The sequence below is a fragment of the Comamonas brasiliensis genome (genome assembly GCF_018292285.1).
GTDB classification, from domain to species: Bacteria; Pseudomonadota; Gammaproteobacteria; order Burkholderiales; family Burkholderiaceae_C; genus Comamonas; species Comamonas brasiliensis.
Genome location: NZ_JAANES010000003.1, coordinates 214,205 through 237,230 on the forward strand (window position 1 = coordinate 214,205; position 23,026 = coordinate 237,230).

At 63.2% G+C, this 23,026-nt stretch carries 21 protein-coding genes; 17 read left to right on the forward strand and 4 right to left on the reverse strand.

Annotation, left to right across the window (positions count from 1 at the left end; translation table 11 throughout):
* Nucleotides 1-42: 42 nt before the first annotated feature.
* From leuC to accD, 11 genes are all read left to right on the forward strand, one after another.
* Entirely contained in the window at nt 43-1,464 is a 1,422-nt protein-coding gene (gene leuC / locus DJFAAGMI_RS13660; RefSeq protein ID WP_043007201.1) for a 3-isopropylmalate dehydratase large subunit, read from the forward strand.
* A gap of 24 nt (nt 1,465-1,488) precedes the next feature.
* Nucleotides 1,489-1,602, forward strand: a complete 114-nt coding sequence (locus tag DJFAAGMI_RS13665) for an entericidin (protein WP_211457555.1) — start codon at nt 1,489-1,491, stop codon at nt 1,600-1,602.
* A 25-nt stretch (nt 1,603-1,627) separates the two neighbouring features.
* The gene (gene leuD / locus DJFAAGMI_RS13670) at nt 1,628-2,284 is read left to right on the forward strand and encodes a 3-isopropylmalate dehydratase small subunit (protein WP_043007197.1); all 657 of its coding nucleotides are present in this window, start codon (nt 1,628-1,630) and stop codon (nt 2,282-2,284) included.
* Nucleotides 2,285-2,577: 293 nt separating this feature from the next.
* A complete protein-coding gene (gene leuB / locus DJFAAGMI_RS13675; protein WP_034353433.1) occupies nt 2,578-3,654 on the forward strand; it encodes a 3-isopropylmalate dehydrogenase in 1,077 nt (358 codons plus the stop codon).
* A 373-nt stretch (nt 3,655-4,027) separates the two neighbouring features.
* The gene (asd, locus tag DJFAAGMI_RS13680) at nt 4,028-5,140 is read left to right on the forward strand and encodes an aspartate-semialdehyde dehydrogenase (protein WP_211457556.1); all 1,113 of its coding nucleotides are present in this window, start codon (nt 4,028-4,030) and stop codon (nt 5,138-5,140) included.
* 371 nt (nt 5,141-5,511) lie between these two features.
* Entirely contained in the window at nt 5,512-8,454 is a 2,943-nt protein-coding gene (locus DJFAAGMI_RS13685; RefSeq protein ID WP_211457557.1) for a motility hub landmark protein FimV, read from the forward strand.
* Nucleotides 8,455-8,494: 40 nt separating this feature from the next.
* A complete protein-coding gene (gene truA, locus DJFAAGMI_RS13690; protein WP_211457558.1) occupies nt 8,495-9,325 on the forward strand; it encodes a tRNA pseudouridine(38-40) synthase TruA in 831 nt (276 codons plus the stop codon).
* A gap of 42 nt (nt 9,326-9,367) precedes the next feature.
* Nucleotides 9,368-10,153 (forward strand): phosphoribosylanthranilate isomerase, encoded by a 786-nt coding sequence (locus DJFAAGMI_RS13695; protein ID WP_211457559.1) that lies wholly within the window; start codon nt 9,368-9,370, stop codon nt 10,151-10,153.
* Complete coding sequence (gene trpB, locus DJFAAGMI_RS13700; protein ID WP_211457560.1) at nt 10,078-11,370, forward strand: tryptophan synthase subunit beta; 1,293 nt, start codon at nt 10,078-10,080, stop codon at nt 11,368-11,370. Before DJFAAGMI_RS13695 ends, trpB begins: the two co-directional genes overlap by 76 nt.
* Nucleotides 11,367-12,176: a tryptophan synthase subunit alpha gene (trpA, locus tag DJFAAGMI_RS13705; protein ID WP_211457561.1), complete on the forward strand. Its 810-nt coding sequence runs from the start codon at nt 11,367-11,369 to the stop codon at nt 12,174-12,176. Before trpB ends, trpA begins: the two co-directional genes overlap by 4 nt.
* Nucleotides 12,177-12,362: 186 nt before the next feature.
* A complete protein-coding gene (gene accD / locus DJFAAGMI_RS13710; protein WP_003064244.1) occupies nt 12,363-13,238 on the forward strand; it encodes an acetyl-CoA carboxylase, carboxyltransferase subunit beta in 876 nt (291 codons plus the stop codon).
* 175 nt (nt 13,239-13,413) lie between these two features.
* On the opposite strand, the gene DJFAAGMI_RS13715 is transcribed toward accD, so the two are convergent.
* A complete protein-coding gene (locus tag DJFAAGMI_RS13715; RefSeq protein ID WP_211457562.1) occupies nt 13,414-13,980 on the reverse strand; it encodes a YggT family protein in 567 nt (188 codons plus the stop codon).
* Between the two features lie 60 nt (nt 13,981-14,040).
* Here DJFAAGMI_RS13715 and DJFAAGMI_RS13720 point away from each other — a divergent pair, with 60 nt between their 5' ends.
* From DJFAAGMI_RS13720 to DJFAAGMI_RS13745, 6 genes are all read left to right on the forward strand, one after another.
* Entirely contained in the window at nt 14,041-14,691 is a 651-nt protein-coding gene (locus DJFAAGMI_RS13720) for an LON peptidase substrate-binding domain-containing protein (RefSeq protein ID WP_211457563.1), read from the forward strand.
* A gap of 241 nt (nt 14,692-14,932) precedes the next feature.
* A complete protein-coding gene (lysS, locus tag DJFAAGMI_RS13725) occupies nt 14,933-16,477 on the forward strand; it encodes a lysine--tRNA ligase (RefSeq protein WP_211457564.1) in 1,545 nt (514 codons plus the stop codon).
* 179 nt (nt 16,478-16,656) lie between these two features.
* Entirely contained in the window at nt 16,657-17,493 is an 837-nt protein-coding gene (locus DJFAAGMI_RS13730) for a class II glutamine amidotransferase (RefSeq protein ID WP_211457565.1), read from the forward strand.
* A gap of 106 nt (nt 17,494-17,599) precedes the next feature.
* Complete coding sequence (locus DJFAAGMI_RS13735) at nt 17,600-18,628, forward strand: hypothetical protein (RefSeq protein WP_211457566.1); 1,029 nt, start codon at nt 17,600-17,602, stop codon at nt 18,626-18,628.
* Between the two features lie 113 nt (nt 18,629-18,741).
* Nucleotides 18,742-19,800, forward strand: coding sequence for a GGDEF domain-containing response regulator (locus tag DJFAAGMI_RS13740; RefSeq protein WP_211457567.1), 1,059 nt, complete (start codon nt 18,742-18,744; stop codon nt 19,798-19,800).
* Nucleotides 19,801-19,956: 156 nt separating this feature from the next.
* On the forward strand, nt 19,957-20,613 hold the full coding sequence (locus DJFAAGMI_RS13745; RefSeq protein WP_211457568.1) for a mechanosensitive ion channel family protein: 657 nt from the start codon (nt 19,957-19,959) through the stop codon (nt 20,611-20,613).
* A 70-nt stretch (nt 20,614-20,683) separates the two neighbouring features.
* Here the strand turns inward: DJFAAGMI_RS13745 and purT are convergent, their stop codons facing one another.
* From purT to DJFAAGMI_RS13760, 3 genes are all read right to left on the reverse strand, one after another.
* Entirely contained in the window at nt 20,684-21,901 is a 1,218-nt protein-coding gene (gene purT, locus DJFAAGMI_RS13750; protein ID WP_211457569.1) for a formate-dependent phosphoribosylglycinamide formyltransferase, read from the reverse strand.
* A 133-nt stretch (nt 21,902-22,034) separates the two neighbouring features.
* Complete coding sequence (locus tag DJFAAGMI_RS13755; protein ID WP_211457570.1) at nt 22,035-22,388, reverse strand: hypothetical protein; 354 nt, start codon at nt 22,386-22,388, stop codon at nt 22,035-22,037.
* Between the two features lie 115 nt (nt 22,389-22,503).
* On the reverse strand, nt 22,504-22,974 hold the full coding sequence (locus tag DJFAAGMI_RS13760; RefSeq protein WP_003057958.1) for a hypothetical protein: 471 nt from the start codon (nt 22,972-22,974) through the stop codon (nt 22,504-22,506).
* Nucleotides 22,975-23,026 lie beyond the last annotated feature (52 nt).

Here is a 23,026-nt window from a genome sequence, read left to right on the forward strand (position 1 = left end):
GAACACAGAATCCTCCCAACAAACCAACCTCACGAGACCACCATGGGACGCACCCTCTACGACAAGATTTTTGACGAGCACGTCGTTCACACCGAGGAAGACGGCACCTCCGTCCTCTATATCGACCGCCATCTGGTGCACGAAGTCACCAGCCCCCAGGCCTTTGAAGGCCTGCGCATGGCCGGCCGCAAGCTGTGGCGCGTCAGCTCGGTCGTGGCCACGGCCGACCACAACACGCCCACCGACGGCTGGGAGCGCGGCTATGACGGCATTGCCGACCCCATCAGCAAGGAACAGATCACCACGCTGAACAGCAACATCGCCGAGTTCGGTTCGGCGGCCTTCTTTCCCTTCATGGACAAGGGCCAGGGCATTGTTCACGTCATGGGCCCCGAGCAAGGCGCGACCCTGCCCGGCATGACCGTGGTCTGCGGCGACAGCCACACCTCCACCCATGGCGCTTTCGGCGCGCTGGCCCACGGCATCGGCACCTCCGAGGTCGAGCACGTGATGGCCACCCAGACCCTGCTGGCCAAGAAGGCCAAGAACATGCTGGTGCAGGTCAACGGCAAGGTCGCACCCGGCATCACCGCCAAGGACATCGTGCTGGCCATCATCGGCAAGATCGGCACCGCCGGCGGCACGGGCTACACCATCGAGTTTGCCGGCGAAGCCATCCGCGACCTGAGCGTGGAAGGCCGCATGACGGTCTGCAACATGGCCATCGAAGGCGGCGCTCGTGCAGGTCTCGTCGCCGTGGACGACAAGACCATCAACTACATCAAGGGCCGCCCCCTGGCGCCCACGGGTGGCGAATGGGATGCCGCCGTCAGCTACTGGAAGACACTGCATTCCGACGCCGATGCGAAGTTCGACCGTGTGGTGGAGCTGAACGCCGCCGACATCGTGCCGCAGGTGACCTGGGGCACCAGCCCCGAGATGGTGCTGGGCATCGATGCCGCCGTTCCCGATCCCGACAAGGAAAAGGACTCCAACAAGCGCGGCGCCATCGAACGTGCGCTGACCTATATGGCACTGGAACCCGGCAAGCCCATCAACGACATCTTTGTCGACAAGGTGTTCATCGGCTCCTGCACCAACAGCCGCATCGAAGACATGCGCGAAGCCGCGGCCGTGGTCAAGAACCTGGGCCAGAAGGTCGCCAAGAACATCAAGCTGGCCATGGTGGTGCCCGGCTCCGGTCTGGTCAAGGAACAGGCCGAGCGCGAAGGCCTGGACCAGATCTTCAAGGCCGCCGGCTTTGAATGGCGCGAACCCGGCTGCTCCATGTGCCTGGCCATGAATGCCGACCGCCTGGAGCCCGGCGAGCGCTGCGCGTCGACCTCGAACCGCAATTTCGAAGGCCGTCAGGGCGCCGGTGGCCGCACCCACCTCGTCAGCCCCGCCATGGCTGCTGCGGCAGCCATCCACGGCCACTTTGTCGACATCCGCAAGTTCTCCTAAACCATTTCTTCAGCGAGACAGAGCATGAAGCCTTCCGTCACGATTCTCCTGATCGGCCTGGCCTTCACCATGGCCGCCTGCAACACCGTCAAGGGCCTGGGCCAGGACGGCAGCGCCATCGAACGAGCCGCTCGCTGAACCCTTGATCCCTGGAATTCACGCCATGCAAAAATTCACCGTGCACAAGGGCCTTGTCGCCCCCATGGACCGCGAGAACGTCGACACCGACGCCATCATTCCCAAGCAGTTCCTGAAGTCCATCAAGAAGACCGGCTTCGGCCCCAACCTGTTTGACGAGTGGCGCTATCTGGACCAGCCCGGCCAGCCCGGCGTGCCCGAAGCCGACCGCAAGCCCAACCCCGACTTCGTGCTCAACCAGCCCCGCTTCAAGGGCGCCAGCATCCTGATCGCGCGCAAGAACTTCGGCTGCGGCTCCAGCCGCGAGCACGCGCCCTGGGCCCTGGACCAGTACGGCTTCCGAGCCATCCTGGCCCCCAGCTTTGCCGACATCTTCTTCAACAACAGCTTCAAGAACGGTCTGCTGCCCATCGTGCTGCCCGAGGCCACGATCGACCAGCTGTTCAACGACGTCGCGGCCTTCCCCGGCTACGAGCTGACCATCGACCTGGAGCGCCAGGTCATCATCCGCCCTCAGGGCGAAGAGATCGCCTTCGACGTCATCGCCTTTCGCAAGTACTGCCTGCTCAACGGCTTCGACGATATCGGCCTGACCATGCGCCATGCCGACAAGATCAAGGCCTTCGAAGCCGAGCGCCTGGCGCAAAAGCCCTGGCTGGCGCATACGTTGATTCAGAAATAAAGCTCCCCCTGGGCCGCTTTGCCTAGGCGGCCCCGCGGCTTCCCCCAGAGGGGGACGACGGCCTTGCCGCGAGGCGGCTCTTGTTGGCCATCTCTCACTTGGGCCGAGCTGGAGATAAGGTTCTCTGCTGTGCCGGTCTCACTCAGTTGAGGGATGCGAGTCGCTAGGGTCTGAAGTGAAACTATCAATAAATGAGCTGCTTGCGCTTGCCATCAATAGCTTTCAATAGATATTTAATCTGAAATCTATGAATAACAAGCACTTGCAGCTATCAAATTAATCAAAGGAACATCATGAAGATTGCAGTTTTGCCCGGTGATGGCATCGGTCCCGAAATCGTCGCGGAAGCCGTCAAGGTGCTCGAGGCCCTGAACCTGGGTCTGGAGATGGAAACCGCTCCCGTGGGCGGCGCCGGCTACGAAGCTGCCGGCCACCCCCTGCCTCCCGCCACGCTGAAGCTGGCCCAGGAAGCCGATGCGATTCTGTTCGGCGCCGTGGGCGACTGGAAGTACGACACGCTGGACCGCCCCCTGCGTCCCGAGCAGGCCATTCTGGGCCTGCGCAAGGCCCTGGGTCTGTTCGCCAACTTCCGCCCCGCCATCTGCTACAAGGAACTGACCCATGCTTCCAGCCTCAAGCCCGAGCTGGTGGCAGGCCTGGACATCCTCATCATCCGCGAGCTGACCGGCGACATCTACTTCGGCCAGCCGCGCGGCCGCCGTGTGGCTCCCGACGGCCATTTCCCCGGCGCCGAGGAAGCCTTCGACACCATGCGCTACACCCGCCCCGAGATCGAGCGTATCGCCCATGTCGCCTTCCAGGCCGCCCAGAAGCGCAGCAAGCGCGTGACCAGCGTGGACAAGGCCAATGTGCTGGAAACCTTCCAGCTGTGGAAGGACGTGGTCAGCGAAGTCGCCAAGCAGTATCCCGACGTGGCCCTGGACCATATGTATGTGGACAACGCTGCCATGCAACTGGTCAAGGAACCCAAGCGCTTCGACGTGGTGGTGACCGGCAATATGTTCGGCGACATCCTCTCCGACGAAGCCTCCATGCTGACCGGCTCCATCGGCATGCTGCCCAGCGCCAGCCTGAACGACAAGAAGCAAGGCCTGTACGAACCCAGCCACGGCTCGGCTCCCGACATCGCCGGCAAGGGCATCGCCAATCCCCTGGCCACCATTCTGTCGGCCGCCATGATGCTGCGCTTCAGCCTGGGCCAGGAAGCAGCCGCCCAGAAGATCGAAGCCGCCGTGCAAAAAGTGCTGGCCGACGGCCTGCGCACTGCCGACATCTACAGCGAAGGCACGACCAAGGTCAGCACCCGTGAAATGGGTGATGCCGTGGTCAAGGCACTGGCCGGCGTCTGAGGCACCGAAACCGTTGAAGCCCAGCCGCCGCCGCAAGCGGCGGCTTTGGGTTTGACGCAAATTTCGGCACCAAATAAAACAAAACGTCAAAAATAAATCATTTATTTCGACGTTTTGACTAGAGTTTCAAGCACTTTTAGTTCTTCAAGCTTTTTCTCTAGTCGCTAGAATGACAACTCTTATGTTTGCCGCACGCACCTTCGCTCCCGAAATCGTCACACCCGCAAAGACTGCCGGTGTGAATGCGCGCGCAATCACCATTAAGACGATTACAGGCTGACCCAGCCCGGTTCGTCGCGCGCCCCTTCCGGCCCTGACGAGCCGGCCGAAGCAGTCTCAAGCTACTGTTTTCAAAACTGAAAGGGCGTTTCAAATGAGCAAGCAATTGGTAGGTTTGGTGGGCTGGCGCGGCATGGTCGGCTCCGTGCTGATGGACCGTATGCAGGCCGAAGGCGACTTCGCGCTGATCGAGCCCGTGTTCTTCTCCACCTCCAATGCCGGCGGCAAGGCTCCGGCCATGGCCACGGTGCACACCGAGCTGAAGGACGCCAACGACATCGCCGAGCTGTCCAAGTGCGACATCATCATCACCTGCCAGGGTGGCGACTACACCAAGGAAGTCTTCCCCAAGATCCGCGCTGCCGGCTGGAACGGTCACTGGATTGACGCCGCCTCCTCGCTGCGCATGGAGAGCGACGCCGTCATCGTGCTGGACCCCGTCAACGACGGCCTGATCCAGCAAAAGCTGGCCGCCGGCGGCAAGAACTGGATCGGTGGCAACTGCACCAACTCCATCCTGCTGATGGGTCTGGGCGGTCTGTTCAAGGCCGGCCTGGTGGAATGGGTCTCTTCCATGACCTACCAGGCCGCATCGGGCGGTGGCGCCAACCATATGCGCGAGCTGCTCAAGGGCATGGGCGTGGTGCACGCCGCCGTCGCCGACGAGCTGGCGACTCCCGCTTCGGCGATTCTGGAAATCGACCGCAAGGTGGCCCAGACCATCCGCGAAGATGTGCCCACCGAATTCTTCGGCGCACCTCTGGCCGGCGGCCTGATCCCCTGGATCGACGCGCAGCTGCCCAACGGCCAGTCCAAGGAAGAATGGAAGGGCCAGGCCGAAGTCAACAAGATTCTCGGCACCGAAGCCACCATCCCCGTCGACGGCCTGTGCGTGCGCATTGGCGCCATGCGCTGCCACAGCCTGGCTCTGACCCTGAAGCTGAAGAAGGACCTGCCCCTGGAAGAGATCGAAGCCTTGATCAAGGCTGGCAATCCCTGGGTCAAGTTCGTGGCCAACGACCGCGCCGAGACCGTCAAGGAGCTGACTCCTGCTGCCACCACCGGCGGTCTGGAGGTGGCCGTGGGCCGCGTGCGCAAGCTGAACATGGGCCCCGAGTACGTCTCGGCCTTCGTGATCGGCGACCAGCTGCTGTGGGGTGCTGCCGAGCCTCTGCGCCGCATGCTGCGCATCCTGCTGGCAGCCTGATACCGGCCGCCATCAAGCCGCCTAACGGCTTGATCCAGCGCAGCAAAGCGCCGGTCATCCGCGTGATGACTGGCGCTTTTTTCATCCCCGGGCTCCGGGCTTGGGCGACAATTGCCCGCTTATTCGGGCGAATGCAAACCGTCAGCCAACCTACATTAGGTTTCATCTCGTTGCCAATCGACAACAATTCAGCGCCTTGCCAGCCATGCTTTTGCTCACATTGCAATAGCGTCGTTGACAATGCAAACTGTGTCCGCCGGCCCGAGAGACCTTTGCCGCCTGCTGGAATTTCCAATTTTTATGTGCACCGCAGCCACAAACCCGATCAAGAACAAGAGGGCTGTAGGCTGCACGAATCAAGTCTGAGCCCTATGCAACGCTGGAAACTCTCTGCGCTAGCCGCAGCCACCCTCGCACTGTCAAGCCTCTCGGCCACCGATGCATGGGCATTGGCATTGGGGCGCATCACGGTGCAGTCGGCTCTGGGTGAGCCTCTGCGTGCCGAGGTTGAAATCCCTCAGCTCAGCGCAGCCGAAGCCGACAGCCTGCAGGCGGCCATTGCATCGCCAGCCGCCTTCCGCGCCCAGGGCATGGAATTCACAGGCACGGCCAATTCGGTGCGCGTGCAGGTGCAAAAGCGCGCCAACGGCACGGCCGTGCTCAAGCTCAGCAGCTTTCAGCCGGTCAACGATCCCTTCGTCGATCTGGTGATCGATGCCAACTGGGCATCGGGCAAGCTACAGCGCAACTACACCTTGCTGCTTGACCCCCCGGCAACGCGCCGCCCTGCTCCTGTGCCCACGACTGCGGCTCAGGCCACGCCTGCCGCAGTGCCTGCACCTGCGCCAGCACGTGCCGCCGTGACCACACGGGCGGCCTCCAGCCCTGTCAGCAGCGCCGGCCGCGACCTGCGCAATGACCGCGACCAGGACGAAGCCGCTGCGAAACCGCAGCGCAAGCGCCAGGCCGCCGCTGCAGCACCCGCAGGCAGCGGTGACGAAGTCCGTGTCAGAACCGGCGACACCGCCGGGCGCCTTGCTGCGGCGCACAAGCCCGCAGGCGTCTCGCTCGACCAGATGCTGGTGGCCATGCTGCGCAGCAACCCCCAGGCCTTTGTCAATGGCAATATCAACCGCATGCGCAGTGGCGTCGTGGTTCAGATGCCCGATCAGGCTGCGGCCCAGGCCACCTCGGCCAAGGAAGCACGCCAGATCATGGCGGCCCAGTCTCAGGATTTCAACCAGTTCCGCCGTCAACTCGCAGGCGTGGCACCTGTGGCCACCGTGGAAGCCGCATCGCGCAGCGCCTCCGGCCAGGTTCAGGCCCATGTCGCAGATGCCAAGGCCGCTACCGCCGCCCCCGACAAGCTGACCCTGTCCAAGGGTTCCGTCAAGGGCGTTGCCGCCGACGAGCAGATGGCCCAGCAAAAGCAGGCTGCCGACCAGTCTGCGCGCGCCGATGAACTCAAGCGCAACATGGCCGAGCTGAGCCAGATTGCGGCCGCCACCAAACCCGCCGGTACGGCTGCAGCTCCCGCGGCTGGCACACCGGCAGCCGCTGCGCCTGCGGCAGGCCCCGGCGTCGCCGTGCCCGCGACCGGTGCCGCCAATGTGGCAGCGCCTGCTTCTGCTCCGGTTGCCGATGCCGCTGCAACACCTGCAGCGCCAGCCCCGGCGCCGACCTTGGCAACCGATGCTGTGACAGCCACAGCTGCGGCAGCCGGAGCGGCACCAGCCGAGGCCGGCAAGCCTGGCGACGCCGCGCCCGCACCGGAGACGCAAGCCGCAGCCGAGCCTGCAGCGCCTGCACCGGCACCGGTTGCCCCTCCCAAGCCTGTGGCGGCACCTGCCCCCATTCCCGAAGAGCCCAGCTTTATCGACAGCCTGATGGAAGATCCCACCATCCCGCTGGCAGGTGCGGCACTGCTGGCCCTGCTGCTGGGCTATGGCGGCTACCGTGTTTCTCAGCGTCGCAAGGCCGCTGCGGCAAGCGCGGACAGCACGCTGGGCGACAGCCAGCTGTCGGCGGACTCCTTCTTCGGCGCCAGCGGCGGCCAGCGCGTGGACACCACGACCAGCAGCAGCCAGATGTCGGGCCAGTCCATGCAGTACTCTCCCAGCCAGCTCGACGCCGGCGATGTGGACCCGCTGGCCGAAGCCGATGTGTACCTGGCCTACGGCCGCGACCTGCAGGCCGAAGAAATCCTCAAGGAAGCACTGCGTACCGACCCCAACCGCCTGGTGCTGCACCAGAAGCTGGCTGAAATCTATGCCAAGCGCCATGACCGCATGGCCTACGCCTCGGTTGCCAACAACGTCTTTGCGCTGACCCAGGGCAAGGGCCCCGAATGGCAGCGACTGGCCGATCAGGGCCGCATCCTGGATCCCGACAATCTGACCTACCAGTTGGGCGGCGCTCCCCAACCCCAGGCAGGCGCAGCGGCTGCGCCCAACGCCTTCAGCCCCACCGATCCATCGACCGCGCTGCAAGGCGGCGTCGCCGCCGCCGTAGGTTTCGGCTCGGCATTGGCTGCTGCACAGGCCGCCGAAGCGGCTGCCAGCCGCGAAGGCCCTCCTACTGAGCCAGCCGGCATGGACTTCGACATGGATCTGGAACTGCCAGCAGGCCTGCCCGACACTGCGGCCAGCGCAGCGCCCGTGGCCTCCGAGCCCGTTTCCTTGCCCAACGAGCAGGATTTCGCGGCACTGGCACAGTGGGACACCCCTGTCACCGCATCCGAGCCGGCACCCGCAGCAGACAATAGCCTGAACCTGAACCTCGACGATCTGGCTTCGTTCAGCCTGCCCGCCACGGCTTCTCAGGCTCCGGCTCCCGTCACTGGCCCTGCCCCCGCCGAGCCAGGCACCCTGAATGCCCTCGAGTTCGACCTCGACAGCTTCGCCCTGCCTTCGCAATCCCAGCCCGAGCCGGAAAGCGGACAGGAAACGACCCCGCTGGAGCTCTCTTCCAGCCAGGAGGGCCCTGGCGCAGAGCAGGACATCGAAGCGCTGACCTTGCAGCAGCCTGCCGAGGAGAGCGACAGCCCCGCCGCCGCCCCTGCACAGCCCGAGGTGACTTTCGACCTCAGCGGCCTGTCGCTGGATCTGGGAACCTCCGACGACACCGCAACCATCGATGCCGTGCCAGCGCCTTCCGAGCCCGAGGACCCGCTGGCCACCAAGCTGGCCCTGGCCGAAGAGTTCAATGCCATCGGCGACAGCGACGGAGCGCGTACACTGATCGAGGAAGTGATCGCCGAGGCACATGGCGATCTCAAGGCCAAGGCTCACAGCCTTCTCTCTCAGATTGGTTGATTGATTTGATGCATTCAGACCCCGCGCCGGGAGCCATGCCATGCGCATAGCTCTCGGCGTCAGCTACAACGGTCAAGCCTATCGCGGCTGGCAAAGCCAACCCGATGGCAACACCGTACAAGACAAACTCGAAGCGGCCCTGGGCCGCTTTGCTGCTCAAGAAGTCTCCACCATCTGCGCCGGTCGCACCGATTCCGGTGTGCACGGCCTGATGCAGGTCGTGCACTTTGACACCGAGCTGCAGCGTGCGCCCAACTCCTGGGTGCGCGGCACCAACACCTTCCTGCCCAAGGACATTGCCGTGCAATGGGCGGCCGAGGTGGCCGACGGCCCGGATGGCTTCCATTCCCGCGCCTGTGCCACCGCACGTCGCTATGCCTATGTGCTGCTGCAGTCTCCCGTGCGCCCCAGCGTGGACCAGGGCCGGGTCGGCTGGGTGTTTCAGACGCTGGATGCGCAGCGCATGCGCGCAGCCGCCGATCTGCTGCTGGGCGAGCATGATTTTTCGTCCTTTCGCGCCGCGGGCTGCCAGGCCAAGAGCCCGGTCAAGACCCTGCGCCGCATCGACATCCACTACCGCCCCGCCGGCCAGGCCCCCATGCGCGAAGCGCAGATGGAATGCGGCTACTGGCGCTTCGAGTTCGAGGGCAGCGCTTTTCTGCACCACATGATCCGCAACATCATGGGCTGCCTGATCTACGTTGGCCAGGGCTCCAAGCCTGTGGAATGGATGCAGCAGGTGCTGGAGGCACGCTCGCGCGAGGTGGCCGCCCCCACCTTCTCCCCTGACGGCCTGTACTTTCTCGGCCCCATTTACGATACACGCTGGGGTCTGCCTGCCGACACCCCTCCGTTTGCCTGGCTGCCCTGAGCGGCCACCCGCCAACGATTGCTGCAACGCCAGGGATTAGTCATGCCTTCCATTGCCTCCCGCACCCGCATCAAGATCTGCGGCCTGACCCGCGAGCAGGATGTCGACACCGCGGTGGCCGCCGGCGCCGACGCCATCGGCTTCGTGCTCTATGCGCCAAGCCCGCGTGCCGTGACGCTGCAGCGCGCGGCCGAGCTGGCCCGGCGACTGCCGCCCTTCGTCACACCTGTTTTGCTCTTTGTGAATGAAACAGCTACCAATGTGATAGCTGCTTGCGACCTAATACCAAACGCCTGCGTGCAATTTCACGGTGATGAATCGGCTGCGGATTGCGAAGCCTCCACCCGGGGCGTCCAGCCCTGGTTGCGCGCGGCGCGCATACCCCTTGGAGACGATGCGGCCCAGTTTGACCTCGTAGAATATGCCCAACGTTATTCAAAGGCCCAAGCCATCCTTCTCGACGCCCATGTCGATGGTTATGGTGGCGGCGGCAAGGCATTCAATTGGTCACTTCTGCCAACAAGCGTCGACTCTCACCTCGTTTTGTCTGGTGGACTCACGCCTGCAAACGTGACCGATGGCATCTTGCAAGTGCGCCCTCGCGGGTTGTCTCTGGCCGTTGATGTGAGCTCTGGTGTCGAGGCCGAAGGTCCCGACGGCAAGCCCCTCAAAGGCATCAAGGATGCCCACAAGATTCACCGCTTCATTGCTGCCGTACGCGCAGCTGATGCCCAAATTTTGCAGACTGACACATGTTTGAATACCAGTATCCCGACGTCCACGGCCATTTCGGCCGCTACGGCGGCAGCTTCGCCAGCGAAACCCTGACTCACGCCCTCACCGAGCTGCGTGAGGCCTACGCAAAGTATCAGAACGACCCCGAATTTGTCGCCGAATTCCAGTCCGAGCTGGCCCACTATGTAGGCCGTCCCTCGCCCGTCTATCACGCCTCGCGCATGAGCCGTGAAATGGGCGGCGCACAGATCTATCTGAAGCGCGAGGACCTCAACCACACGGGTGCACACAAGATCAACAATGTGATCGGCCAGGCCATGCTCGCCAAGCGCATGGGCAAGCCGCGCATCATTGCCGAGACAGGCGCCGGCCAGCACGGCGTAGCCACGGCCACCATCTGCGCGCGTTACGGCCTCGAGTGCATCGTCTACATGGGCGCCGAGGACGTGAAGCGCCAAAGCCCCAATGTCTACCGCATGAAGCTGCTCGGTGCGACCGTGGTGCCCGTGGAGTCCGGCTCCCGAACGCTCAAGGATGCGCTCAACGAAGCCATGCGCGACTGGGTGGCCAATGTGGACAACACCTTCTACATCATCGGTACCGTGGCCGGCCCCCATCCCTACCCCATGATGGTGCGCGACTTCCAGAAGGTCATCGGCGACGAGTGCCTGACGCAGATGCCCGAGTTCCTGGGCGCCGACACACAGCCCGATGCCGTGGTCGCCTGCGTGGGCGGCGGCAGCAATGCCATGGGCATCTTCTACCCCTATATCCCCTACGAGAACACCAAACTGTTCGGCGTGGAAGCGGCGGGCGAGGGCCTGGAATCCGGCAAACACTCGGCTTCGCTGCAAAAAGGCAGCTCGGGCGTGCTGCATGGCAACCGCACCTTCATCCTGCAGGACGAGAACGGCCAGATCACCGAGACTCACTCGGTGAGCGCCGGCCTGGATTACCCCGGCGTGGGACCTGAACATGCCTGGCTGCAGGAAATCGGTCGCGCCCAGTACGTGGGCATTACCGACCAGGAAGCACTGGACGCCTTCCACTACCTGTGCCGCGCCGAAGGCATCATCCCGGCTCTGGAGTCCAGCCACGCCGTGGCCTATGCCATGAAGCTGGCCAAGACCATGCGCGCCGACCAGTCCATTCTCGTCAGCCTCTCCGGCCGCGGCGACAAGGACATCGGCACCGTGGCCGACCTGTCGGGTGCCGAATACTTCGACCGCCCTTCCATGCGCGGCCTCACCGTCAAGGGCGCTCCCGGACATGATGCAGCCAAGGCTGCCGCAGGGGGCAACAAGTTATGAGCCGAATTACCGCCACCTTCAACAAGCTCAAGGAAGAAGGCCGCAAGGCCTTGATTCCCTATGTGACAGCAGGCTTTCCGTTCGCTGCCATCACCCCGCCCCTCATGCACGGCATGGTGGAAGCCGGTGCCGACGTGATCGAGCTGGGCGTGCCCTTCTCCGACCCCATGGCCGACGGCCCCACCATCCAGCGTGCAGGCGACAAGGCCATTGCCAACGGCGTGGGTCTGAGCCAGGTGCTGGCCTATGTGGCCGAGTTCCGCAAAAAGGACCAGACCACGCCCGTGGTGCTCATGGGCTATGCCAACCCCGTGGAGCGCTACGATCAGATCCATGGCGAAGATGCCTTCGTCAACCATGCCGCCGCAGCCGGCGTCGATGGCGTGCTGATCGTGGACTATCCGCCCGAGGAATGCGAAGAGTTTGCAGCCAAGCTCCAGGCCCGCGACATGGACCTGATCTTCCTGCTGGCTCCCACCAGCACGGACGAGCGCATGCAACAGGTGGCCCGCGTGGCCAGCGGCTATGTCTACTATGTCTCGCTCAAGGGCGTGACCGGTTCGGGCGCTCTGGACACCTCGGCCGTGGAGGCCATGCTGCCGCGCATTCGCCAGCATGTCAGCGTGCCCGTGGGCGTGGGTTTCGGCATTCGCGATGCCCAGACCGCACAGACCGTGGGCCAGGTGGCCGACGCCGTCATCATCGGCAGCCGCATCATTGACCTGCTCGACAACCAGCCCCACGAGAAGATCGTGCCTCTGGCAATAGACTTTCTGCGTGGTGTGCGAAAGGCTCTCGACGCATAATGCACCCCTAGAAATTAGCCACCCCCTGAGCGGCTGCGCCGCTTCCCCCTTGAAGGGGAACGACAGCTTCGCGGCGGGGCGGCCCTTGATCGCTGTCTCTGATGAGATTGCGCCAGTGCCTGTACCACGCTGCTCTCACGGGTTGCGAGTAGCGTGCAGTGCAGTGGAAACTGAAAAGGAAACACCATGTCTTGGCTTGAAAAACTTCTGCCTGCAAAAATCCAGCAGACCAATCCGACGGAACGCCACCAGCAGATTCCCGAAGGTCTGTGGATCAAGTGCCCCAGCTGCGAAACCGTTCTGTACAAGACCGATCTGGAAAAGAACCAGAACGTCTGCCCGACCTGCGGCCACCACCACCGCATCGGTGCACGCGCACGTCTGAACCATTTCCTCGACGCCGAAGGCCGCTATGAAATCGCACAGGAAGTCATTCCTGTCGACCCGCTGAAATTCAAGGACAGCCGCAAGTACCCCGAGCGTCTGAAGGAAGCGCTGGAGAACACCGGCGAGACCGATGCACTGATCGTCATGGGCGGCTCCGTCAAGAGCATCAATGTGGTCGTGGCCTGCTTCGAGTTCGACTTCATGGGCGGCTCCATGGGCTCCGTGGTCGGCGAACGCTTTGTGCGCGGCGTGGAAACCGCCATTGAGCAGAAGGTGCCTTTCATCTGCTTCACCGCCACCGGTGGTGCCCGCATGCAGGAAGGTCTGCTGTCGCTGATGCAAATGGCCAAGACCAATGCTGCGCTGACACGTCTGGCCAAGAAGGGTCTGCCCTATATCTCCGTGCTGACCGACCCGACCATGGGCGGTGTGTCCGCCGGCTTCGCCTTCGTGGGCGATATCGTGATCGCCGAGCCCAAGGCCCTGATCGGCTTTGCCGGCCCTCGCGTGATCGAAACCACCGTGCGCGTGAAGCTGCCCGAAGGCTTCCAGCGCGCCGAATTCCTGCAGGATAAGGGCGCAGTGGACATGATCGTCGACCGCCGCGAGCTGCGTGACCGCGTCTCCAGCTCTCTGGCCATGCTGCAACGTCTGCCTGCGGACGCCGTGGAATAAGCACCGAAGGAGCTAAAAGCAAAACGGCTGACGCAGTATTCATCTGCGTCAGCCGTTTTTTTGTGGGTTTCCATGCCTCGGGAATTTCACAAAGCACCTGAGAGCAGGCTTTGGAATGGACGAGGTTATCCGCAAACCTCAAGGCGATGCGGCTTTCCCGGCCCGGGCGGCTCCCCTAGCGCACACCGGCAATCATGGACAGACCGCCGGCCTGCACATAGTTGAGCACCATCAGCAGCACCTGCAGGCCGATCAGGGCGATCAGCGCCGAAAAATCCACATTGCCGATCAGGGGCACCACCTTGCGGATAGGCGCCACCAGCGGCTCCGCCAGACGCTGCAGCACGCCGTAGATGGGGGAATAGGGCTGGACCCAGGACAGGATGGCGTAGATCAGCAAGATGCCCATCATGCCGGACAGGATGACCTTGACCAGTCCGCAAATGGCCAGCCACGGCAGTGCCAGCAGCGAGCCCTTGCCGCCCAGCAGCAGCCATATCAGCAGCACCTGCGACAGTTGCAGCAGCAAGGCCGCAATCAGGCTGGACTTGTCCCAGCGCCCCTTGGCAGGAACGACCTTGCGCAGCGGCATGACGATCCAGTCGCTCAGCGCAAAGACCAGCTGCCCCACGGGGTTGCCGAACGGCACACGCTGCGCCTGCATATACATGCGCAGCAGACAGGCGCCGCTGATCAAGCCGACGACGACATCCAGCAGAAACAAAACGATTTCAAACAGCATGTGACCCAATTCAGAAAACAGTGAGCAACTCACCTATTCATGGGATGATAGCCGGGCACCATGACCGATACGCAAAGTCTGCATTCCCTGCCCCTGTTCCCGCTGAACACGGTGCTGTTTCCCGAAGGCCTGCTGAGTCTGCAGGTCTTCGAGGTGCGTTATCTGGACATGATCCGCAAATGCCAGCATGCCGACGCTCCTTTCGGCGTGGTTGCGCTGCAGGCGGGACAGGAGGTGCGCAAGGCCGGCGCCCAGACCGAGCGCCTGCACTCGGAAGGCGTGCTGGCCCGCATCGCCCGGCTCGACTCGCCCCAGCCCGGGCTGCTGCATCTGCAATGCAAGGGCGCCCAGCGCTTTCACATCCAGCGCTGCTGGCAACTGCCGCATGGCCTGTGGGTGGCCGATGTCGCCATGCTGCCCGATGACCCCAAGGTCGCTGTCCCCAAGCATTTGCAGAGCACCTCCCATGCACTGGCTCAGGCCTTGCTGAACCTGCACGACCACGACCCCGACCACGCTCAGTTGCCCACGCCGGCGCAGATGCACGACTGCGCCTGGGTTGCCAATCGCTGGGCCGAGATGCTGCCCCTGCCGGTGCGGATCAAGCAGCAGCTGATGACGCTGGACGCCCCGCTGCTGCGGCTGGAGCTGATCGCCGATGTCCTGGAGCAAAGCGGCATTACCGGATCGCCCCCACAGGACGATGCCTGAAAACATCTAATCCCCTTTTCTGGCGGTCGATAAAAGCTATTATTTGATAGCACAAGGCTGACTTGCTCGAATGCAGCCTGAGCCATCGAGGCCGCATACCGCAGCTCCCGTCAGCGCTTTGCCCGGTCGCCTACCGCTGCTTCGGCAAAAAACTTAAAATCACCGGTTTCGGGCAGCTGCCATCTTGGCTGCCCCTTATTTCTGGCCTCCAACCGGCGCTTGTCGCTGGCGCTCTCTTTTCATGACTGAACAAAACACCTCTTCTGCGGCAGAAAACACCGCCCCTCAGGACGAAAACAAACTCATCGCCGAGCGCCGCGAAAAACTCAAGGCCCTGCGCGAGTCTTCCAAGGCCAATGGCGGCGTCGCCTTCCCCAACGACTTCAAGCCCGAGCACCGCGCCGCAGCCCTGATTGCAGAACACAGCGACAAGGACGCCGAAGCCCTGGACGCCGCAGCCATCGCCGTCAGCGTGGCGGGCCGCATGATGCTCAAGCGCGTGATGGGCAAGGCCAGCTTTGCCACCGTGCAGGACGCCACGGGCCGCATCCAGGCCTATGTCACCCGCGACGCCGTGGGTGAAGAGGTGTATGCCGACTTCAAGAAGTGGGATCTGGGCGACATCATCGCTGTCGAAGGTCAGTTGATGAAGACCAAGACCGGCGAGCTGTCGATCAAGGCCACGAAAATCCGCCTGCTCACCAAGAGCCTGCGCCCCATGCCCGACAAGTTCCACGGCATGGCCGACCTGGAGCAGAAGGTGCGCCAGCGCTATGTGGACCTGATGACCGACGAAGAAGCCCGCAAGCGCTTCGTGGCCCGCAGCAAGGCGGTGGCCGGCATCCGCGACTTCATGGTCGAACACGGCTTCCTGGAAGTCGAGACCCCCATGCTGCACCCCATTCCCGGCGGTGCCAATGCCAAGCCCTTCATCACCCACCACAATGCGCTGGATCAGGAGATGTACCTGCGCATCGCGCCCGAGCTCTATCTCAAGCGCCTGATCGTCGGCGGCTTCGAGCGCGTGTTCGAGATCAACCGCAACTTCCGCAACGAAGGTATCTCGGTGCGCCACAACCCCGAGTTCACCATGATGGAGTTCTACGCGGCCTACTGGAACTACCAGGACCTGATGGACTACACCGAAAAGCTGATCCGCGATGCAGCCATCAAGGCCGTGGGCACGCTGGAGCTGAGCTACGGCGGCAAGCCTGTGGATCTGGCCAAGCCCTTCGAGCGCCTGACCATCCCCGAAGCCATCATCAAGTACACCGAAGCCGGCGACAACGTGGCCAACCGCGAATGGCTGACCAATGCCCTGAAGAAGCTGGGCATGAAGGAAGACAAGGACAAGCTGTCCACACGCACCCTGGCCAGCCTGCAGGTGCTGTATTTCGAAGAGGTGGTGGAAGAGAAGCTGTGGAACCCCACCTTCATCATGGAACACCCCACCGAAATCTCGCCGCTGGCGCGTGCCAACGACGAGCGTCCCGAAGTGACCGAGCGCTTCGAGCTCTACATCACCGGCCGCGAATTCGGCAACGGCTTCTCCGAGCTCAATGACGCAGAAGACCAGGCTGCCCGCTTCAATGCCCAGGTGGAAGCCAAGGACGGCGGCGACGACGAAGCCATGTACTTCGACCACGACTTTGTGCGCGCCCTGGAATACGGCATGCCTCCCACCGGCGGCTGCGGCATCGGTATCGACCGCTTCATGATGCTGCTGACCGACAGCGCCAGCATCCGCGACGTGATTCTGTTCCCCGCCCTGCGTCGCGAACAGTAAGCCTGAAAATTGATAGCTTTTAGCGCTTGACTGTCTTGGTTTTCAGATATTTTCATTGCTGAAATCCAAGCAGAGCAAGCGCCGCCCGCTATCAAAGATTTGGCAAAAACAGGCTTTGCCCGGCAGGCACCTGGAACCGATAGGATGAATCCTCGGTTCCATGTCTCAAGGAGAGTGCCATGTGTCGCTGGCTGGCCTATACGGGCAATCCTGTTTCGCTGGAAACAATGCTGTTCCATGCGCGCCATTCGCTGATCGACCAAAGCCTGCATTCGAGATTCGGAGCGACGACGACCAATGGCGATGGCTTCGGACTGGGCTGGTACCAGCATCCGCACGACATGCCCTTTCGCTATCGCTGCATCCAGCCGGCCTGGCACGACCACAACCTGCGCGAGCTGTCGCGCGCCGTGTCGGCGCCCATGTTTCTCGCGCATGTGCGCGCGGCAACGCACACGCCGGTGCAGGAGACCAACTGCCATCCGTTCCGCCACCGGCGCTGGATGTTCATGCACAACGGCATGATCGAGGACTTTCCGCGGGTGAGGCGCGACCTGCTCGTGGCCATCGATCCACAGCTCTTCGCCTCGCTGGAAGGCTCGACGGACTCGGAGGCCATGTTCCTTCTGGCCATGAGCTTCGGGCTGGAGCACACTCCTGTGCCGGCCATCGCGCGCATGGCGGGCTCTGTCGAGGCCACGGCGCGCAGCCACGGGATAGCACACCCGCTCAGCATGACCGTGTGCGCCAGCGATGGCGAGCAACTGGTGGCCGTGCGCTACGCGAGCGAAGGCCAGTCGCCGCGCTCGCTCTATCACAGCACCTCCTTCAAGCATCTTCACGCGCTCTACCCCGACGACCCGCGCATTGCGGCCGTTGGCGATGATGCCTATCTGATCGTTTCCGAGCCGCTGGTCGATCTGCCGCTGGCCTGGGCCCAGGTGCCCGAGTCCACGGCAATCGTCGTGCGTGGCACGCAGATCGACTACCTGCCGTTCGCACCCATTCAACCCTGAGGGCGCGTTCAGCCGCACAAGCCCAAACCCGGCGCACGCTCATCCAGTCGCTGCCACCGTCCGGGCGACGGCTGCGCCATCAACCCCGTGGCTATACTGGCCCACCATGCATATCCCTCAATACTGGGCGCAAGCGCGGCTGCGCCATGCAACCGGCCAACGCCACGGCGCGACCGTCCAGCGTTGGGGCTGGTCCGACCACAGCCAGCAGGAAGCCGAGAGCCATGCGCAGCAACGAGCCCAGCAAGCGCTGGACGCCGTGCTGGCCGCTCCCACGCAACGCCACCTCGATGCGGGATTCGAGCGCATGGAATGGCGTGGTGAATACGGTCTGGACGGCGGCACGCCCATTCGCGAAGAGGTGCTGGAGCGGCGTGATGAATCCGTCATGACCCGCAACAGCTATGGCGCACACTGCCTGAACACAGAGCATGTGGCCATTGCCGATATCGACTTTCCACCGCAGAAAAAGCCTGCACGCTTCCCTCTCATCTCGTCGCTGCTGCTGGCCCTGGCCCTGCCCTGGCTGTGGGTGACCCCGCTGACCTGGAGCCTGGGTCCTGCAGTGTTGATGCTGCTGGTGGCCGGCATCGGCCTGGTCTTCTGGTCGGGCCTGAAGCAATGGCTGCATGCCCGCCAGGCGCAGCGCAACAATGCCCCGCAGCCATCGCCTGTCGATATTGCGCTGGCAAGGATTCAGGCGTTCTCCGCCAGCCACCCTGACTGGGGCCTGCGCATCTACGAAACACCCAAGGGCTTGCGCGTCATCGTCACTCACGCCGCATTCAGCCCCTCCTCCCCCGAGGTTCAGGCGCTCTTCCAGCAACTCGAGGTCGACCCGTTGTATGCCATGCTGTGCCAGCAGCAGCAGTGCTTTCGCGCTCGCGTCAGCGGCAAGCCCTGGCGCATGGGCCTGAATGGCCTGTCCACCCAGGAAAGGCGCTGGCCCCTGCCTGCTGCCTCCCAGGCTTCGCGCCAGCAGTGGGTGTCGGACTATGAGGCCAGATCGGCACAGTTCGCGGCCTGTCGCTATATCGATCAGCTGGGCGCAACGGCGCAGTGCTCGGCGGCACGGACTTTTGTGCTCTGGCACGATGAATCCAGCAAGGCGCACTCCGCCCTGGCATTGGCCTGAGTGTCTGCGTGACCATTCGCAAAGCCTGTTGCTCTAAACCGGCGTATAAAGTAACAATATATTTCCCGGCACATGCCTGAACTACAGATGCGTCCGATCCTGATCTTCCTCCCATGACAGCTCTGCCATCTTCTGCATCAGCTTTGTCTGCCATCGAATCCAGCGGGGCACGGTTCTCGGCGCCCGATTCCGCGACCCCGTTCTCCGTGCTGGTTGTCGAGGATCAGGCCGTCATGCGCGCCGCCCTGGTGACCGAACTGCGCCAGGCCGGTGTGACCCATGTGCTGGAAGCCGAAAACGGCCGCACCGCACTGGCACTGTTTCGCAGCGAAAGACCCGATCTGGTGCTGCTGGACATCCGCCTTCCCGGCGAGGACGGCTACTGGGTCGCTCGTCAGCTGCGCGAGGCCGAACCCGGCGAGTGGACGCCCATCATCTTTCTCTCCGGGCTGGATAACGACCTGGACGTCTGGCGCGGCATCGAAGCGGGCGGTGACGACTATCTGGTCAAACCCGTCAAGCCCATTGTGCTGGTCGCCAAGCTGCGCGCCATGCGCCGCCTGCTGGACATGCGTCGCCGCCTGGTCTCCGTATCTGCAGAGCTGCATCTGGCGAATCAGAAACTCAACGAGATGGTGGAGCTCGATGCGCTCACGGGCCTGGTCAATCGCAGAGGGCTGGACCGCATGCTGCATGCCGAAATTGCAGCGGCAAGGCGCGAGAGCAGACCGCTGACGCTGATGCTTTGCGACCTCGATCACTTCAAGCATTTCAACGATACCTACGGCCATGTCCAGGGTGACGAATGCCTCAAGCAGGTCGGGCGTCTGCTGCGCGAAGTCTGCGTGCGCCCGCGCGACATCGCTGCGCGCTACGGCGGTGAAGAGTTTGCCCTGATCCTGCCCAACACCCCGCGCTCCGGCTCGATGACGTTCGCACGTGCGCTTGGCCAGATGCTCAAGTTCCTCAAGATTCGCCCGCCAGGAACGGTCGAGGACATTCCGCTGACCCTCTCCGGCGGCATCACCACCTGCATTCCCGACGAACACACCAGCGCCGAATCCATGCTGATGCGCGCCGACGAAGCCCTGTACGCCGCCAAGTCACAAGGACGCAACCGCTTCTTCAGCTTCGAGATGCAGATGGACACCATAGAGCAAAGGCAGATCTAGTCGTCCACGCGGCAGCGTTGCGGCTCTGGCTGCAGCTGCCTGGAGCCTGCAAGGTCGACACTTGTCAGCTCCGCTCTCAAGAGACGCTAGGATTGGTGCATTGTCCTGTCAGACCCTCCGGGTCTGACCTCTGCCGTTTTTCTCGAGTGACTGGTTATGCGTCGTCTTCAAATGCACCTGCCCGATTGGATGCAGGACTGGCTTGAAATCCTGATTCCCGGGATTCAGATCTTTCTCATCATCCTGGTGGCCTGGCTGATCAACTGGCTCATCAAGCGCATCATCTCGCGCGCAGGCAAGGCCTATGACCTGCCGCATGAGCTGCTCATGCCGTTGCGCGGCGTGTTTCGCTGGATCATCATCGCCGCCGCCGTGCTGGCGATTCTCGAGCGCCTGGGCATGTCGGCCACCGTGCTCTGGACGGCCTTCACCGGCTTTGCCACCGTGGGCGCGGTTGCCTTCTTCGCGGCCTGGAGCGTGCTCTCCAACCTGTTCTGTGCGTTGTTGATCGTCACCGTCGGCCCATTCAGGCTGGGCGACTATATCGAGGTGCTCGACACCGCCGAGAAGCCCGGAGCCAAGGGCCGCGTGATCGACCTCAATATGCTCTACATCACCTTGCAGGATGACAGCGCCCCGGCGGGCATGCCCAATCTGCTGCAGATTCCCAACTCCCTGATCTTCCAGCGCGTCATTCGCCGCTGGAAAGGCGGCATGCCGGTGGTGACGGAGAACACGCCGGCCTCCAGCCAGGAGGAGGCTTGCGCCGTGGCCATCACGACTCCTGGCGGCAGCGCCGCTGCCTCGGGCTGAGACCGGCTGATATCGGCCGATACCCGGCCTCCATGCAAAAGGGCTTCCTGAGAAGCCCTTTTTGATTCCCTCAAGGCAGGCGCGGCTTGACCTTGCTGGCGGCCAGCTTGGCATTCACGCGGGCCTGCTCCACATCACCAGCGCGTGCCAGGGCCACGCCCATGCGGCGCTTGACGAAGCTCTCGGGCTTGCCGAAGAGGCGCAGATCGGTGTCGGGCACGGCCAGGGCCTGCTCCACGCCATCAAACACCAGGCCTTCGGCGTCCTGACCGCCGTAGATCACGGCACTGGCACCGGGGTTGCGCAGGCTGGCATCCACGGGCAGACCCAGAATCGCGCGGGCATGCAACTCGAACTCGCTTTGCCATTGCGTGCACAGCGTCACCAGACCTGTGTCGTGGGGACGCGGCGAGACTTCGCTGAACCAGACCTGCTCGCCCTTGACAAACAGCTCCACGCCAAACAGGCCCAGGCCGCCCAGGTCATCGGTGACCGCCTTGGCAATCTGGCGCGATTTCTCCAGCGCAGCAGGGTGCATGGGGTGAGGCTGCCAGCTTTCCACATAATCGCCGGCCTGCTGGATATGGCCTACGGGATCGCAGAAATGGGTTTCGATCCGGCCATCCGCCCCCTTGGCGCGCACGGTCAGCTGGGTGATTTCGTAGTCGAAGTCGATAAAGCCTTCGACGATCACGCGGCCCTTGGCCACACGACCGCCGGCCATGGCGTAATCCCAGGCCTTGGCCACATCGGCTGGGCCGTCGATCTTGCTCTGTCCCTTGCCCGAGCTGCTCATCACGGGCTTGACCACACAGGGGTAGCCGATGGCGGGCTGGCCGTCGCTGCCGTCGATCGCGGCCTGCAGCTCGGCCAAAGAGTCGCAGAAACGATAGGGGCTGGTGGGCAGGCCCAGGGTTTCAGCGGCCAGACGGCGAATACCTTCACGGTCCATGGTCAGACGCGCGGCGCGGGCCGTGGGAATGCAGGTGATGACGCCTGCGGCCTCCAGCTCTTCCAGCATGGGCGTGGCAATGGCCTCTATCTCGGGCACGACCAGATCGGGCTTGACCTCTTCGATCAGTGCCTTGAGCTGGGCCGGATCGCTCATGGTGATGGTGCGCGCATGGTGGGCCACCTGCTGGCCAGGCGCGTTTTCATAGCGGTCCACGGCAATGGTTTCCACGCCCAGGCGCTGCAGGGCAATCAGCACTTCCTTGCCCAGCTCGCCGCTGCCCAGCAGCATGACTTTGGTGGCATTGGGGGAGAGAGGGGTTCCTAGGGTGGTCATGGTTGCATCCTGCATATAAGGGGGCCGAGCCCCCGATCATAGGCGAGCAGGCAAGCCTCTCTTGGTTGCTGCTTGGCAATTCGGTCGCTTTCAGCGCCGAGCTATGAAGCGCATGGCGCGGCCGATGGAAGATTCAGTGCGGCATCGGCGAGTAATGCTCGATGCGGCAGGCGCCGCGATTCTTGCATTGCCCGTCCAGATAGCGAAAGCGTACCGTCACGGCAGCACCGGGACTGGGCCATTGCTTGCGCGGCAGCTCGCTTTGATAGTCCGCCGTTTCGGGCCTGAAGCTCAGCGCCGTGCCCGGTTGCGGGCATTCGGCATCGCCGCTGGCTTTGGCTTCGAGCACGCGGGTCTGCAGCGCTCGGCCACCGCTTTGCTTTTCTCGCACCTGCACCTTGAGATCGCAGATCTGCCAGTCTGCAGCCTGGGCGGCAGCGGCGCAGGCTGCCAAGGCCGCCGCGATAAGAATTCGGAAAAGAGTCATCTGCCTACCTGCAAGTGAGTGGTGTTCATGGACCTTCATCTCTATCAAATCGATAGCTTCTATCGCTTTAAGACAAAGGGATCAAGACCGATTTCATGGAATTTTTCGATGGCTATCAGTGCGTCAGACCGACAGCCTTGCCGCCACGCTGCGGAATACTTCCCGCGTCGAACCGCATCTCGGAAGTCCAGACCGCATCGTCCCAGACCCAGGGGCTGCTGGCCTGCTCCAGACCCAGCACATGCACGCCGCTCAGGTCCTTGACGCGTTCCTTGAGCCAGTCGATCTGATCGCTGCGCACAAACACCAGGCAGGCAATCTCCCAGTCGGGCTGAGTGATGCCCAGGCCGTGCAGCTGCGACAGCAGCGGGGCATACCATTTCTCGACCCGCTCGTTGAGACGGTTGACCAGCGCCAGCGGATAGCCGGAAGCCGATACCTCGACCACATAGACCTGGCGACGCGCCGGGCGCAATGCCACGAAAGCCGGACATTGCCAGCCATCGGCCACCTCGTACTTGGGGGCCACAAAAGTCTCACCGTTGGCCGTGAGCAGCTGCATCACGGCTTCTTCATGTCGGTCCATGCTGAATTTCTCCGGCGCGCCGAAAGTGCGCGCAGGCTCACACCTTAGCGCA

What these genes read in the sequence shown, in the direction of transcription:
- leuC (WP_043007201.1), top strand. Translation starts at nt 43, where the DNA reads ATGGGACGCACCCTCTACGACAAGATTTTTGACGAGCACGTCGTTCAC.
- DJFAAGMI_RS13665 (WP_211457555.1), top strand. Translation starts at nt 1,489, where the DNA reads ATGAAGCCTTCCGTCACGATTCTCCTGATCGGCCTGGCCTTCACCATG.
- leuD (WP_043007197.1), top strand. Translation starts at nt 1,628, where the DNA reads ATGCAAAAATTCACCGTGCACAAGGGCCTTGTCGCCCCCATGGACCGC.
- leuB (WP_034353433.1), top strand. Translation starts at nt 2,578, where the DNA reads ATGAAGATTGCAGTTTTGCCCGGTGATGGCATCGGTCCCGAAATCGTC.
- asd (WP_211457556.1), top strand. Translation starts at nt 4,028, where the DNA reads ATGAGCAAGCAATTGGTAGGTTTGGTGGGCTGGCGCGGCATGGTCGGC.
- DJFAAGMI_RS13685 (WP_211457557.1), top strand. Translation starts at nt 5,512, where the DNA reads ATGCAACGCTGGAAACTCTCTGCGCTAGCCGCAGCCACCCTCGCACTG.
- truA (WP_211457558.1), top strand. Translation starts at nt 8,495, where the DNA reads ATGCGCATAGCTCTCGGCGTCAGCTACAACGGTCAAGCCTATCGCGGC.
- DJFAAGMI_RS13695 (WP_211457559.1), top strand. Translation starts at nt 9,368, where the DNA reads ATGCCTTCCATTGCCTCCCGCACCCGCATCAAGATCTGCGGCCTGACC.
- trpB (WP_211457560.1), top strand. Translation starts at nt 10,078, where the DNA reads ATGTTTGAATACCAGTATCCCGACGTCCACGGCCATTTCGGCCGCTAC.
- trpA (WP_211457561.1), top strand. Translation starts at nt 11,367, where the DNA reads ATGAGCCGAATTACCGCCACCTTCAACAAGCTCAAGGAAGAAGGCCGC.
- accD (WP_003064244.1), top strand. Translation starts at nt 12,363, where the DNA reads ATGTCTTGGCTTGAAAAACTTCTGCCTGCAAAAATCCAGCAGACCAAT.
- DJFAAGMI_RS13715 (WP_211457562.1), bottom strand. Translation starts at nt 13,980, where the DNA reads ATGCTGTTTGAAATCGTTTTGTTTCTGCTGGATGTCGTCGTCGGCTTG.
- DJFAAGMI_RS13720 (WP_211457563.1), top strand. Translation starts at nt 14,041, where the DNA reads ATGACCGATACGCAAAGTCTGCATTCCCTGCCCCTGTTCCCGCTGAAC.
- lysS (WP_211457564.1), top strand. Translation starts at nt 14,933, where the DNA reads ATGACTGAACAAAACACCTCTTCTGCGGCAGAAAACACCGCCCCTCAG.
- DJFAAGMI_RS13730 (WP_211457565.1), top strand. Translation starts at nt 16,657, where the DNA reads ATGTGTCGCTGGCTGGCCTATACGGGCAATCCTGTTTCGCTGGAAACA.
- DJFAAGMI_RS13735 (WP_211457566.1), top strand. Translation starts at nt 17,600, where the DNA reads ATGCATATCCCTCAATACTGGGCGCAAGCGCGGCTGCGCCATGCAACC.
- DJFAAGMI_RS13740 (WP_211457567.1), top strand. Translation starts at nt 18,742, where the DNA reads ATGACAGCTCTGCCATCTTCTGCATCAGCTTTGTCTGCCATCGAATCC.
- DJFAAGMI_RS13745 (WP_211457568.1), top strand. Translation starts at nt 19,957, where the DNA reads ATGCGTCGTCTTCAAATGCACCTGCCCGATTGGATGCAGGACTGGCTT.
- purT (WP_211457569.1), bottom strand. Translation starts at nt 21,901, where the DNA reads ATGACCACCCTAGGAACCCCTCTCTCCCCCAATGCCACCAAAGTCATG.
- DJFAAGMI_RS13755 (WP_211457570.1), bottom strand. Translation starts at nt 22,388, where the DNA reads ATGACTCTTTTCCGAATTCTTATCGCGGCGGCCTTGGCAGCCTGCGCC.
- DJFAAGMI_RS13760 (WP_003057958.1), bottom strand. Translation starts at nt 22,974, where the DNA reads ATGGACCGACATGAAGAAGCCGTGATGCAGCTGCTCACGGCCAACGGT.